The 13,439-nt window shown below is 32.0% G+C and carries 11 protein-coding genes and 1 pseudogene; 8 read left to right on the top strand and 4 right to left on the bottom strand.

Annotated features, from left to right (window positions below; genetic code table 11):
• The first annotated feature begins 10 nt into the window (after positions 1–10).
• Positions 11–1,453 carry a BspA family leucine-rich repeat surface protein gene (locus tag CQA53_RS05290; RefSeq protein WP_115542984.1) on the top strand — a complete coding sequence of 481 codons (1,443 nt, stop codon included), beginning with the start codon at positions 11–13 and terminating at the stop codon, positions 1,451–1,453.
• A gap of 270 nt (positions 1,454–1,723) precedes the next feature.
• Complete coding sequence (miaB, locus tag CQA53_RS05285; protein ID WP_115542983.1) at positions 1,724–3,031, top strand: tRNA (N6-isopentenyl adenosine(37)-C2)-methylthiotransferase MiaB; 1,308 nt, start codon at positions 1,724–1,726, stop codon at positions 3,029–3,031.
• Positions 3,032–3,238: 207 nt separating this feature from the next.
• Here the strand turns inward: miaB and CQA53_RS05280 are convergent, their stop codons facing one another.
• From CQA53_RS05280 to hemL, 3 genes are all read right to left on the bottom strand, one after another.
• Complete coding sequence (locus CQA53_RS05280; RefSeq protein ID WP_115542982.1) at positions 3,239–3,895, bottom strand: uracil-DNA glycosylase family protein; 657 nt, start codon at positions 3,893–3,895, stop codon at positions 3,239–3,241.
• Positions 3,896–4,040: 145 nt separating this feature from the next.
• On the bottom strand, positions 4,041–4,526 hold the full coding sequence (locus CQA53_RS05275; protein ID WP_115542981.1) for a hypothetical protein: 486 nt from the start codon (positions 4,524–4,526) through the stop codon (positions 4,041–4,043).
• 423 nt (positions 4,527–4,949) lie between these two features.
• Positions 4,950–6,248 (bottom strand): glutamate-1-semialdehyde 2,1-aminomutase, encoded by a 1,299-nt coding sequence (gene hemL / locus CQA53_RS05270; protein WP_115542980.1) that lies wholly within the window; start codon positions 6,246–6,248, stop codon positions 4,950–4,952.
• 278 nt (positions 6,249–6,526) lie between these two features.
• On the opposite strand from hemL, the gene argC reads away from it, so the two are divergent.
• Positions 6,527–7,576, top strand: coding sequence for an N-acetyl-gamma-glutamyl-phosphate reductase (gene argC, locus CQA53_RS05265; protein WP_115542979.1), 1,050 nt, complete (start codon positions 6,527–6,529; stop codon positions 7,574–7,576).
• Positions 7,577–7,650: 74 nt separating this feature from the next.
• Here the strand turns inward: argC and CQA53_RS05260 are convergent, their stop codons facing one another.
• Positions 7,651–9,078 (bottom strand): M23 family metallopeptidase, encoded by a 1,428-nt coding sequence (locus CQA53_RS05260; protein WP_115542978.1) that lies wholly within the window; start codon positions 9,076–9,078, stop codon positions 7,651–7,653.
• Positions 9,079–9,459: 381 nt separating this feature from the next.
• On the opposite strand from CQA53_RS05260, the gene CQA53_RS05255 reads away from it, so the two are divergent.
• The 5 genes and pseudogenes from CQA53_RS05255 to CQA53_RS13265 form a co-directional block, all read left to right on the top strand.
• Positions 9,460–10,782: a 1-deoxy-D-xylulose-5-phosphate reductoisomerase gene (locus CQA53_RS05255; protein WP_115542977.1), complete on the top strand. Its 1,323-nt coding sequence runs from the start codon at positions 9,460–9,462 to the stop codon at positions 10,780–10,782.
• 77 nt (positions 10,783–10,859) lie between these two features.
• Positions 10,860–11,294 (top strand): Dps family protein, encoded by a 435-nt coding sequence (locus CQA53_RS05250; RefSeq protein ID WP_115542976.1) that lies wholly within the window; start codon positions 10,860–10,862, stop codon positions 11,292–11,294.
• A 251-nt stretch (positions 11,295–11,545) separates the two neighbouring features.
• Entirely contained in the window at positions 11,546–11,944 is a 399-nt protein-coding gene (locus tag CQA53_RS05245) for a hypothetical protein (RefSeq protein WP_245945682.1), read from the top strand.
• A complete protein-coding gene (locus CQA53_RS05240) occupies positions 11,944–13,086 on the top strand; it encodes an NAD(P)H-dependent glycerol-3-phosphate dehydrogenase (protein ID WP_115542975.1) in 1,143 nt (380 codons plus the stop codon). Before CQA53_RS05245 ends, CQA53_RS05240 begins: the two co-directional genes overlap by 1 nt.
• Positions 13,087–13,295: 209 nt before the next feature.
• Positions 13,296–13,439, top strand: a pseudogene (locus tag CQA53_RS13265) (type VI secretion system tube protein Hcp); the annotation flags it as partial.

Raw genomic sequence — 13,439 nt, 5'->3', positions numbered from 1 at the left:
GGAGATTGAAATGAAAAAGATTGTTGCAGTATTATTTGCGTGGATTATGCTTTTAGATTTTGCGGAATCTAAGGCTTTATCGCATACAAAAGATTCTAAAACGCACAAATATTTCCCACAAAATAAAACCGAACTTCTCACTTTGCTCAAAGATGAAAAAATCAAGCTAGATTCTATTGATACAAATGCGATTGATGATATGAGCTATCTTTTTTGTGCGAGTATTTGGACACGATGCAATGACTCAGCAAAGGAACGCAAAGATTTTAGAGGCATAGAATCTTGGGATACCTCAAATGTCAAAAATATGTCTGCAATGTTTTATGCGAAACGCGATTTTAATGCACCCATTGGCAAATGGAATGTCGCGAAAGTGGAGAGTATGAGTGCGATGTTTCGCGAGGCAGAATCTTTCAATCAAGATATAAGTGCGTGGGATACAGGTAATGTCATCTCTATGCGTGGAATGTTCACCCTTGCAAAATCTTTTAATCAGCCGCTTAATGGTTGGAATGTCGCGAAAGTCAAAAATATGAATGCGATGTTTGCCCTCACAAACTTCAATCAACCGCTAGATAAATGGGATATGAGGAGTGTGGAGGACATCGACGCAATGTTTGCATTCGCTAAATCGTTCAATCAAGATATAAATGCGTGGAAGCTGGGGAGTGTGAAGCGTATTTCGTGGCTTTTCAAGGGGGCAAAGAGTTTGAATCAAAATTTGGATTCTATGCAAGTGCCTACAAATATCGAGGATAAAGGGGCGTTTGAAAATAGCGGGTTGCGTAAGCCTCCGATTTGGTATCAGGGCGTATTTCGAGATAGCAAATATTATGAAAAAATACTATCAAATATCGCGCGACAAAATAATCAGTATATTCCTAAAAATAAGGAAGAATTGCTCGTGCTTCTTAAGAATGAAATAATAAGGCTAGATTCTATCAATACTTCGCAAATTATGGATATGAGCTATCTCTTTTGTGTGTATGATGGGCTAGAAAAATGTGTGGATTCGGCGTTTGAGCGAAAGGACTTCAAAGGCATAGAATCTTGGGACACGAGTAATGTTGTTGATATGAACACGATGTTTTATCGCAATGCACGATTTAATGAACCTCTCAATGGTTGGAATGTCGCGAAAGTCAAAAATATGAATGCGATGTTTGCCCTCACAAACTTCAATCAACCGCTAGATAAATGGGATACGCGAAATGTAGTAAATATGCGTGGGATTTTTTATGGTGCGTGGGCGTTTAATGGCAATATAAGCACTTGGCGTGTAGAAAAAGTCAAAAATCTCAATTCGGCGTTTGCATGGAGTAACTTTAATGGGAATCTCAATGCGTGGAATCCCCCAAAAAACTGCGATACAAGGGGGATATTTTATCATTCACCAATGAAGCTCATCCCAAAATGGCTACAAGATTCTAGGGATATAAGGCATTCATTTTAATAAAAGACACTTTTGAAATCTTATAATAAAACCAATGAAACTAAAGTTGTTTAACAATCTCTTGAAAAATTTTATAGAAAATATAATTCCCCAAGTTGCTATAAATTAATAAACTCTATTGTATCAATTTTATGGAAATTTCAATAATTTTTACAGAATCTTTATTGTTTATGTATAGACACAAATAACATTACAAATTCTTAAAAACTTGTTGTTATAATTTCAGATTCCAATATATTTATTATGAATTTTAAGGAGAGAGAATCTTCAATGAAACTCTATATTGAAACGCTGGGATGTGCAATGAATGTGCGTGATAGCGAACATATTATTTCAGAATTACAAAAAAAAGAGGGGTATACCCTTACACCAAATTTGCATGAGGCAGATTTAATTCTGATTAATACCTGCTCTGTACGCGAAAAGCCTGAGCAAAAGCTTTTTAGTGAAATAGGACATTTTGCAAAATATAAAAAAAATGGTGCAAAAATTGGAGTATGTGGTTGCACGGCAAGTGCAATGGGCAAGGAAATTATTAAAAAATCTCCACATGTAGATTTTGTCCTTGGTGCACGCAATATCTCAAAAATTACAAGCATTATCCATAAGTCAAAAGCTGTTGAAGTAGGCATTGATTATGATGATAGCACTTATATGTTTGCAGATTCTAAAAAGAGTAATTTCAAGGCATTGTTAAATATTTCTATTGGTTGTGACAAAAAATGTGCATATTGTATTGTGCCTTTTACACGCGGGAAAGAAATATCAATTCCATTAGACCTAATCCTAAAAGAAGCACATAAATTAGTGCAAGGTGGAACAAAAGAGATTCTCTTGCTTGGACAAAATGTTAATAACTACGGAATCCGCTTTAGCAACCCGCACCCAAAAATTGATTTTACTATGCTTTTACAAGAATTAAGCAAAATTGATGGCTTAGAAAGAATCCGTTTTACAAGTCCTCATCCATTACACATGGATAATACATTTTTAGATGAGTTCGCACAAAATCCAAAGATTTGCAAGAGTATTCATATCCCGCTACAAAGTGGCTCTGATAAGATTCTTAAAGCCATGAAGCGAGGTTATACACAAGATTGGTATCTTAATCGCATTGAGTATTTAAAACAAAGAGTTCCAAATGTCGGTATCAGCACAGATATTATTGTTGCCTTTCCGGGTGAGACAAATGAAGATTTTGAGGAAACAATGAAAGTATTAGATAAAGTGCGTTTTGATACTCTTTATAGTTTTATTTATTCACCACGTCCAAATACGCTTTCACATTCATGGGGTAATAAAGGAAGCATAAAAAAAGAAATTGCAAAAGAGAGATTGGCAAGACTGCAAGAGAGGCACAAAGTAATTTTACAAGAAAATAGTCAAAATGAAATTGGAAAGATTCATAAAGTGCTTATTGAAAATAATAGAATGTTGCTCAATGAAACTTATAGCGAAGGGCGAAGTGATACGAACCGCCTGGTAAAGATACGCGAATTTATAGACATAGGCGAGGTTATCAATGTGCGTATTAATGAGGTTATTGGAAGCACATTACATGGTATTATGGTGCAATGATAACATTTATATTTGGGATTCAAACAAAAATTTTGTCTGCTTCACTGCTTTTATTAAATTTTGAGTCTGATTTTATTTTTTCACTCTCTTAATTTTTTATGACAGAGTGCCACAATGCAACCTTATAGATTCCATATACTTTTCTTAAATTTATGTATTTTAACCTTGAATATTTCCTAAGAAATTTTTATTAGTTTGTTAACAAGTCTATTTTTTAGTAGCTATAATACACCAAGATTCTATGAGATTCTCAAGTCCAAACCTTGCATTTGCAGGACTTGTTGATGGGAGGAGAAAAATCTTAAGATTTGGCTTAAGCGTATAAGCATGATTTTTGGGTGTAAGGATTCTATAAAAATGTGTGTCTTTTGCATGATCGATTGTGTGATGATATATTTTTGCAAAAATCTTACCCGCCTTATTGCCATTAAGTGCTATTATATCAATGTTTGTTTGGGCTAAAAGTGTGCGTATATCATTTGGTATAATATTTTTAATGCTTGTATCACTCGAACCTATGATTTCACAACTTTTTATAATATCCCATAGCACGATATTATGAATTTGCAAAAATGCCTTTTGTTGTGCTATTGTGGATTGAGAATCTATACATTGAGATGTTGCAAAAAGATATTTCTTTGGATTTCCAAATTGTGTGCAAGGAAGTATTATATCTAGTTTTGTTGTATTTGTATCATAAGGCATTTGTTGAGAAAAGATTCTGTAAAGCACTTTCCAAAAGCGATTTTGCGGATGCTGATAATAGAATCCTAACTTCCTTGAACTGACAGAAGGGAATGAACCAAGTATCAGTATTCTAGAATCTTTGTGAAATTGAGTATGCAAAAATGGGTAATGAATCATAACACTCCTTTATTGGAGCTATTATTATAATGTATATTTTATTGATTCTGTGAATTGAAAAAATGAGAAATTTACTCTTCAAAGAATCTTGCTTTTCTAAATGACAAATAAATCTTATAATATGAATCTTAATTCCCCATTACCTCTATCGTGCAATATTTGCCTTTAGCATAATAATTGTAAAAACGCTACCAACTTCACATTGAAATGTTGTAGAGCTATTATGAGAAGTATTTGGGAAATTACTTACGATATTTATAAGTTTTGTTCCATTTGTATTGATTGCTTGTTCTTGCATATCTTTAAGTGCAATCAGTAAAAGTTCGTTACAAGTTTTTGTAGAATCCTTAAAAAGATTATGGGTCATCTTGCTTGCAATAATGCCCTTTTTGAGAATCTTATATTTCTTTTTTGTGTTACCAAATTGAAGAGAAATACTTTGATAAAGAGTTTCCTTTGCCTCTTTTGATTTATTAAAATTTGGAAGCTTTAATTGTTGGATTTGAGCTTTTTGTGTAGAATCTTGTGTTTGTTTTTCTTGCTTAGATTGAGAAGATTTTTTGGCATAGGAATCTTTTGCAATAAGGAGCAAACAATTCAAGCACAATAAAAGCATTATTATTTTTTTCATTATCATCCTCATTGCTCTATTGCAAGACTTATATTCCATTTTTTACAAATACTATTTACCATAATTTTTGTATAAGAACTTTTAAATTTTTTAGCATTATTAAAGAATAAATTGAGCTGCTACTTTACTTAAAATAATCCTAATAAAATAAGCAAATTATAGCATACTTTGAAAGAGGTTGTATTGTAAATAAGAGTTACCTACAATGCAAAAACTCTTTATTTCCTGCAAATAATGTCATATTATGATGTAAAATCTCATATCAAATAATTATAGAATACATTAAAAATTATGTAAGCATATTTGCTGAAATCTTGTCTTAATTTATCCTAAAAACTTAATGTAATAGTTACAGAAAATCTTAAAAATTCTCTTGTAGCTATCTAGTATTCTGCTTTAATGGAATAAATAAACTATGCAATTTTATTGCCCTGCCTTTATCTCCTTAAAAGATTCCTCAATTTTTACTAAAACAGAATCTATAATATCATTATTAAATGGTGCACAAAGGAAGCTTGTTTCAAATTGAGACGGAGCGAAATTCACACCTTTCTCAAGCATTTTTGCATGAAAAATTGAATAAAATTGAGTATCCGCTTTTGCTGCACTATCCCAATCATACACAGAATCTTGTGCAAAAAAGAATCCTATCATACTCCCACGAACAGATGTTTGCAATGCAATATGATATTGCATTGCAATTTCTTGGAATCCATTAACAAAACGATTTGCAAGATTCTCTAAATGTGTATAAAGGTTTAAATCTTGCTTAATCACCCCAAGAGTAGCAAGTCCTGCAGTTACTGCAATTGGATTTCCACTTAATGTCCCTGCTTGATATACACCACCAACAGGTGAAAGCATATCCATAATGTCTGATCTTCCACCAAATGCGGCAAGTGGCATACCTCCGCCGATGACTTTACCAAGTGTGCATAAATCTCCTTGCACACCATAAAATGGGTAAGAACCTTTGAAGCTCGCACGAAATCCACTCATAACCTCATCAAGAATTAAAACGATATTTTCCTTATCGCATAATTCACGAAGTCCCTGTAAAAAATCTTTTGTTGCCGGAACTAATCCCATATTTCCAGCAATTGGTTCAACAATGATTGCCCCTACATTTTTGCTTAACCTTAAGCACTCCCGCACAGAATCTAAGCTATTATATTTTGCTACAAGTGTATGTTTTGTAATATCAGCTATAACACCCTTAGAGCTTGTTTCACCAAATGTAGCAAGTCCGCTACCACCTTTTACCAACAAACTATCGCTATGTCCATGATAGCAACCCTCAAATTTAATAATATCATCTTTCCCACTAAAAGCACGAGCAAGGCGAATAGCACTCATGGTTGCCTCTGTGCCACTATTGACAAGGCGAATTTTCTCAACACCTTCGCATACACTAATAATTTCTTTTGCAAGACTTGTCTCAAGTTCTGTTGGTGCACCATAGCTTAATCCTTTATGAACAGCTTTAACAATCTCTCTAACAACAATTTCATGACTATGCCCAAGAATCAAAGGACCATAACTTTGGACAAAATCGACATAAGAGTTTCCATCTTCATCAATCAGATATGCACCTTTACCTTCTTTAATAAATCTTGGTGTACCACCAACACTACCAAATGCACGAACAGGGGAATTTACCCCACCTGGAATTACTTGCTTTGCTTCATTAAAATCATTGATGCTATGTAGTATTTGTTGCATTGTTTCCCTTTTGTATAATTTCGATTCTACTAACTTATAGAATCTTACAAGACTCAATGTGGTGATTCTAACAAACTTTTCTTTGTTTTACAATATTTATTTTTCAAAAATACTATGCTTTTGCATTTTTAATAAACCACAGAATACATTTGGGTAAAAAGATTCTCTACCCAAAGCTCAAAAATATTCCTAATTTTTAGAAAATTTTTATTTTTTTCGAGTAAAATTCAATTCGTATTTCAAAAAACCTAACTATAAAAAGAAAAAAGGGGGGAGATATGACAAAAGTTGCAGTCATTGGAGCAAGTGGTTATGGTGGTAGCGAAGTTTTGAGAATCTTGCAGACTCATGATGAAGTAGAAGTAGTCTATCTTGGTGGCAACACAAATGCAGGTCAATCTATTGGCACAACACTTGGAAATTTTTATGACATTAATGATATGACAATGCAAAATCTTAGCCTTCATGAAGTCGCCACGCAGTGCGATTGTATTATTACTGCAACACCACATGAATTTCTTGTAAAAATTCTTCATAAAGAAATTCTCAAGCAGTGCGTTGTAATTGACCTTTCCGCAGACTTTCGCTTGAAAAATCCATTGAAATATCAAGAGTATTATCATTTTGTTCATGAAAATCTTGAGTTGTTGGCAGATTCTGTATATGGTTTATGCGAATTAAACAAAACTGCGATACAACATGCACAACTCATAGCAAATCCGGGTTGTTACCCAACTTGTAGCACACTTAGCATTGCCCCCCTCTTACAACAAAAGATTATTGATACAAAAAGCATTATCATTGATGCAAAAAGTGGTGTTTCTGGAGCTGGCAGAAGTGCAAAACTTGATAATTTATTTTGTGAAGTAAATGAGAATATAAAAGCTTATGGTTTAATTAATCATCGTCATACAGCAGAAATAGAACAAAATCTTTCAAATATTGCAAAACACGACATTACAATAAGTTTTACACCACATTTAATACCCATGAATCGAGGGATTTTAATTACTGCATATGCTAATTTAGAATCTCATTATGCTTCAATCACACAGAGAGATTTAGATAATATATACAAACAATTTTATTATGATAAATATTTTGTAAGAGTTCTTGAAAATGGCACACCACCGCAAACAAGATGGGTAAGAGGAAGTAATTTTACTGATGTAAGTGTGCGATTAGATTCTCGAAATAAACGCGTAATTATGATGGGGGCAATCGATAATCTCATTAAAGGTGCTGCGGGACAGGCTATACAAAATCTTAATTTACGTTTTGGCTATGATGAAAATAAAGCACTTAAGAATATTGCTATGTTCCCTTGATAATATCGGACATTCTGAGGGATTCCACAGAATCTAAAAATGTATAAAAAGCCAATCTGTAATAAAGAATTGATCTAATTTCTTACCCCAAAGTGTTGTACTTTTTCTAACACATGATTAATGTTCGTATTTACCCACTCTGGATTCATCCATTCTTGTGGATTAACAAAATATCCTTGCACAAGAGTTGCAAAATATACACTATTAGTTGTTGCAAATCCACTTTGCCCAGTATAACCAATAGTATCAAGCGATTCTATATTTTCCGGAATATTTGGTAACTCTTTTAAATAACCATAAATCGTGCTAAGCCCAAAAGCATGGTTGAGTGCAATAAGGTTACCATATTCTCCGAGATTTCCTATAAAAGCTACTTCGCCACTATTACTACTTATCACAGCAGAATCTTCATTGTTAAACAGAACAATACCAAAACGTGTGCTGGTACCCACTATATCTTTTTGATATTTGTAGGTATATTCATCACCAAATCTTCCACTTATTGTTGAGTTTGAAATTGGAACAAAAGCATTCAAACGAGTAATATTTTCTTTAACTTTTGTGTGTTTGAGAATTTGAAAAAAGCTTACTACTCTTTGATTATCTTGAGAACGAATAGATTCATTAAAAAATTGGAATTTTTCAATATCCGTAGCCAAATCATTTGGAATCATTGTATTTTCTTCAAGCTTCTTGATAATTTTACTAAGGTATTTTTCATTAATTACAAAATTCAATTTTCTACGCATCTGATTAATATTTGTGCTAATTGGTATCATAACATTTTGTTCGTTCATTGCTTTATCAAATACTTGTATTTTTCCCTCAAAGAAAGTATTTGTAATTGGCCATGCAATAAGTGAAATATAAATGAGTTTTCCTTGTGCATTAATAAATGGAAAGGCTTCAAAGTTATTTTGTCCGTTGCTTACAATAACTTTATCGATTCCCTCATTTTGCTTATCATCTTGTTGTTTATGTTGGGCTAAATCTCTTACTGTAAAAGCAATTAAAGCACTTCCACCATGGGTAATTTGCTCCGAAGTTGCAACAATTTGGATTTGTGGTGCAAGTGTATTAATAATAAGTCTTCTTGTAATATTAGTTTTATTGCCTTTAAAAAAATTTGCATTGCTCCAATCATATACGCTTACGCTGTAAAGTATTTCATCTCCATTTTTGAGGTTTGAAAGCTTGGGAAGTGTTACTTCAAGCTTTTTGGACTTCCTTAATAAAATCTCCTTATTTTCAAGTAGGACTTCACCGCGACTATTAGTAACTTTCACGCTATATGAAGAAAGACCACTTGAATCAAAAGCATTCAACTTAATGTCATTTTCAGGATTATAAAATGAAGTATCAACCAAATAAGTGATATACTTATCCTTAACAACAGAAAGTTGGACTGTGGGATTAATACGTTCAAAGTTTGTGGAGTTTAAAAGAAAATAAATAAGAAAAAAAAAGATAATCGCAAAAGAACTAAAGATTAATCGTTGCATATTATACCATAGTAAAAAAGGGTTATATATTTGCAAAAATTGTATGAAATTTTTTTATTCATAAGGATGTTTGCACCTTTACATTTTCAATATATTGCAATATTTATAATATTTATTTTATCTAAAGACAAAAAACTATTATTTGAGATTCTATAAATACTAATTGTATCGTATTTTGATAGAAATAATAGAAAAAAGAAAAAGAAATGGGATTTTTTATCCTATAAAAATTGAGAATACTTTTATTTTTGATACCTATTAAATATTTTATTAAACTTTTCAGACTTGATATGAAAAACTTGATTTTCTTTGGTTAATGTGGCACAATATAGAGTTATAAATAATTAAATAATTAAAAATTATAAAATCTAAAGGCAAAAAATGGTTATACTTGGTAGCACAGGGAGCATTGGTGTGAATGCTTTAAAAGTTGCTAAACAATTTGCAATAAATATTGAAGCACTATCTTGTGGAAATAATATCAAACTTTTAAATGAACAAATTAAGACATTCCATCCAAAGTTTGTTGGCATAAATGATGAATCTGCCCTACACTTATTGCAACCATTTGATTCTAAAGTCTTTGTTGGGCAGGAAGGCATTATAAAAATGCTACAACAATGTCAATCACATAAGGTTCTCAACGCTGTTGTCGGATATGCTGGTTTACAATTTAGTTTAAACGCATTAGACTTGGGAAAAAATCTTATCTTAGCTAATAAAGAATCTTTAGTTATTGCTGGAGGATTACTAAGAGAAAAAATCTTGCAAGATTTTGTGCCACAATCTATAAATCATAATTCTAAAAAACATAATACTACTTTTCAAGATTCTTTATCGCATGATTGCTGGGATACATTACTTTTACAAAGGATTTTTCCCATTGATAGCGAACATTTTAGCCTGTATGCATTGCTACACAATAATATGGTGCATGATTCTTTAGATTCTCTCTATCACAATAAGAATATAACCCGCAACAATGGTATTACAAATAAAAACAAAAATAAAATAAGTCGCGATTTGAGGCACTCTTTTAAGAAATTTTATCAACTTTATATTACAGCTTCTGGTGGTGCTTTGCGAGATGTTCCACTTGAAAGAATTCCACATGCAATGTTAAATGATGTTTTGAAACATCCAACATGGAATATGGGAAAAAAAATTACAATAGATTCTGCGAGTCTGGTCAATAAACTCTATGAAACATTAGAAGCTTTTTGGCTCTTTAACACAACTAAAATTCACGCTCTTATCGAACGAAGCTCCATCGTGCATGCATTGGTTGAAAGTAATGATGGATCTTTAGATGCTTATATAAGCTATGCTGATATGTGCTTGCCCATTGCGTATGGACTCGACACAAAAAAAGCAAAAGAACATTTTAATATTCAAAAAATTGGCATAAAAGAATTATGTGGTATTCAATTTCAAGAAATTGATACAAATCGTTACCCATTATGGCGATACAAGAATTTATTACTTGAGAAACCACATTTAGGCATTGTATTAAACACAAGCAATGAAATATTACAAGATTTATTCTTAAATGCAAAAATCCCATTTGGTGCATTTATTGAAGTAATACCACAAGCTTTATTATATTTTGAACAAGAGATATATCCCCAAACTTTAAATGACATTTTATGTTTTAGACAAGAAATTATAAAATATACTAATGCCTTATTGAAAAAATATCAATAAGAATAAAAGAGATTATAGCAAAGTTACAGAAAGTATGTTAAACTTCTAGATATTTTAATTTTATGCGAGGTGTTTTTATGGAACAAATGAAAATTTTAAAGCAGTTGCAAGCCGATTCTCTGGTCTTTTTTATGAAAGTACATAATTTTCATTGGAATGTAAAGGGCAAGGATTTTCCTCAAGTGCATAGTGCAACAGAAAAAATCTATGAGGAATTTGCAGAAATTTTTGATGATTTAGCAGAAAGGATTATTCAACTTGGCGAGATTCCGTGCGTAACGCTTAAAGAGGCACTTGGTGTTGCAAAGATTAAAGAAGAGAGTAAATCAGATTTTAAATCAAAAGAAGTTCTAGAGGCAATTTTAGAAGATTATAAATATTTTCTCTCTAAATTTCAAAAACTTTCAAAAACCGCAAGTAGCAAAGATGATGTAACAACGCAGGGATATGCAGATTCACAAATCGCACATCTAGAAAAAGCAATTTGGATGTTGAAAGCCCAGCTTGCTTAGTAACATTTCTTCCTTAAGAAGAACATAATATGTGCTTTTACATGCCTTTTAGGATATGAAAAGCATTTATCATACAATCAAAGTGTCTTGCAAAGTCATTGATTGTATCTCTATCTCTTAAAAATCTTTTTGCTAAAAACTTTATTCTTAAAAAGATTCTAGAAAAAATAATAATATTCTACTATAATACAAAAAAATAATTAAATAGTGGCGTTATGTAAAATCACTAAAATAAAATGCTAAGAACTATTATGCGACAAAATGATAAACATGCAAACATGCAAGATTCTAAAAAACAAAATAAAAAAGAATATGTGACACAAGAAAAACAAAAGCATTCTTTCAATGATATTTCTCAAAATGATTCCATGAGAATCTCAAATGATGAAAAAGAAGGGCTGATGAATTTTACACATAATGAGGAAGGATTAGCAAAATTTCATCTTATTATGGCATTTTGTGTTTTATTCTTAATTTTAAGTGTGTTTATACCAAAAATTTATCTCTCAAACAATATTTACTATACAAGTCGTGCCATATCTAAACTTACCATAGAAAAAGATCTTTTGTATGAAGAAAATATGCGTTTGCAACAAGAAATCGAAAAAATTAATGATAAACATTTATTGTTGGAGATAGGAGAACAATAATGCAATGTATTTTTATATTTGGAGGCGGTGCATGGGGAATGGCTCTTGCATTTGCACTTAGCAAAAGAAATAGGGTTTTTATTTTATCTCGTAGGAATCTTAGTCATTTTGGGATAGAATCTGCTAAAAAATATCACAACCTACTCAATAATTTCAACTCTCAAAATTTAAATAACACGAAAAAACCATCAGAATCTTTCAATATTATAAAAAACACTCAATGCAAACTATCTAATCAACCTGAATCAATATCCGCAGTGAAACAAAATATGTCCAATACAATTATGGATAAATTAGATTTAGATTCCAAAGAAAATGAAAATATGCCAATCCAACTAGATTATAATGAGTTTGGACAATATTACAATCAAACTAAGAATCCGCTTTGCTTGATTGCTATTGCAAGTGCTTTTTTGCGTTCCTTTTTGGAAAATGCTGTGTTTTTGCAACCTTTTTATGAAGATATGAAAATTCTTGTTGCATGTAAAGGTATAGAACAAGGTAGCGGTGCATTTGTTAATGACATTTTAGAAGCTTATTTTACAAAAGAAAATCTTTGCTATCTTGCTGGTCCTAGCTTTGCAAAAGAGGTAATGGCTGGGCTTCCTTGTGCTGTTGTTATTCACTCTTATAACGATGTCTTAAGCAAAAAATATGCAAGTTGCTTTCCAAATTTTATGAAAACTTATGTACAACATGATGTTATTGGTGCTGAGATTTGTGGTGCATATAAGAATGTAATTGCTATTGCTGGTGGGATTTGCGATGGTTTGGGACTTGGTAATAATGCTAAGGCTTCGCTTTTATCTCGTGGGCTTGTAGAAATGGCAAGATTTGGTAAGTTTTTTGGAGCAAAAACAAAAACATTTTTAGGATTATCTGGCAGTGGAGACTTATTTCTTACTTCAAATTCTACTATGTCGCGTAATTATCGCGTAGGTTTTGCTTTAGCAAAAGACAAAAAATTATCTGATATTTTAGAGGAGTTAGGGGAAATTGCAGAAGGAGTGTATAGTGCAAAATCCATTACAGAGATTGCAACAAAACATAATCTTTATACTCCTATTGCTTCTGAAGTTCAAGCTATACTTGATGGTGGTAAAGTAAGTATTGGGCTACGGAATCTATTATCAAAGCGATAGAGTTTAACACAATAATGTTGTAAATAGCTTCTTATAAAAGTCTATCACAAGAAGCTTATCTGTAAGACTCTCTTGTTAAGAAATCTATTCGCAAGAATCTTCATTAAAAAAAGATTATTATAAGAAGCTTATTATTCAGAAATCTATCATCATTCAACCCTTTTTATGTTATAATCCTCTTACTATAATATCAGCACAAAGGACTTATCATGGCACAACCAGCATATATTAAGATAGAAGGCTCAACTCAAGGCTTAATCTCTAGTGGTGCAAGCACAGAGGCAAGTATAGGCAATCGTTATCAAGCAGGACATGAAGATGAGATAATGGCTCAAGAAATCTCTCATATTGTT

This window comes from Helicobacter didelphidarum, assembly GCF_003364195.1.
Lineage (GTDB): Bacteria > Campylobacterota > Campylobacteria > Campylobacterales > Helicobacteraceae > Helicobacter_A > Helicobacter_A didelphidarum.
Note: the sequence above shows the minus strand (reverse complement) of the source record. Positions and strands in the feature narration are given on the sequence as shown.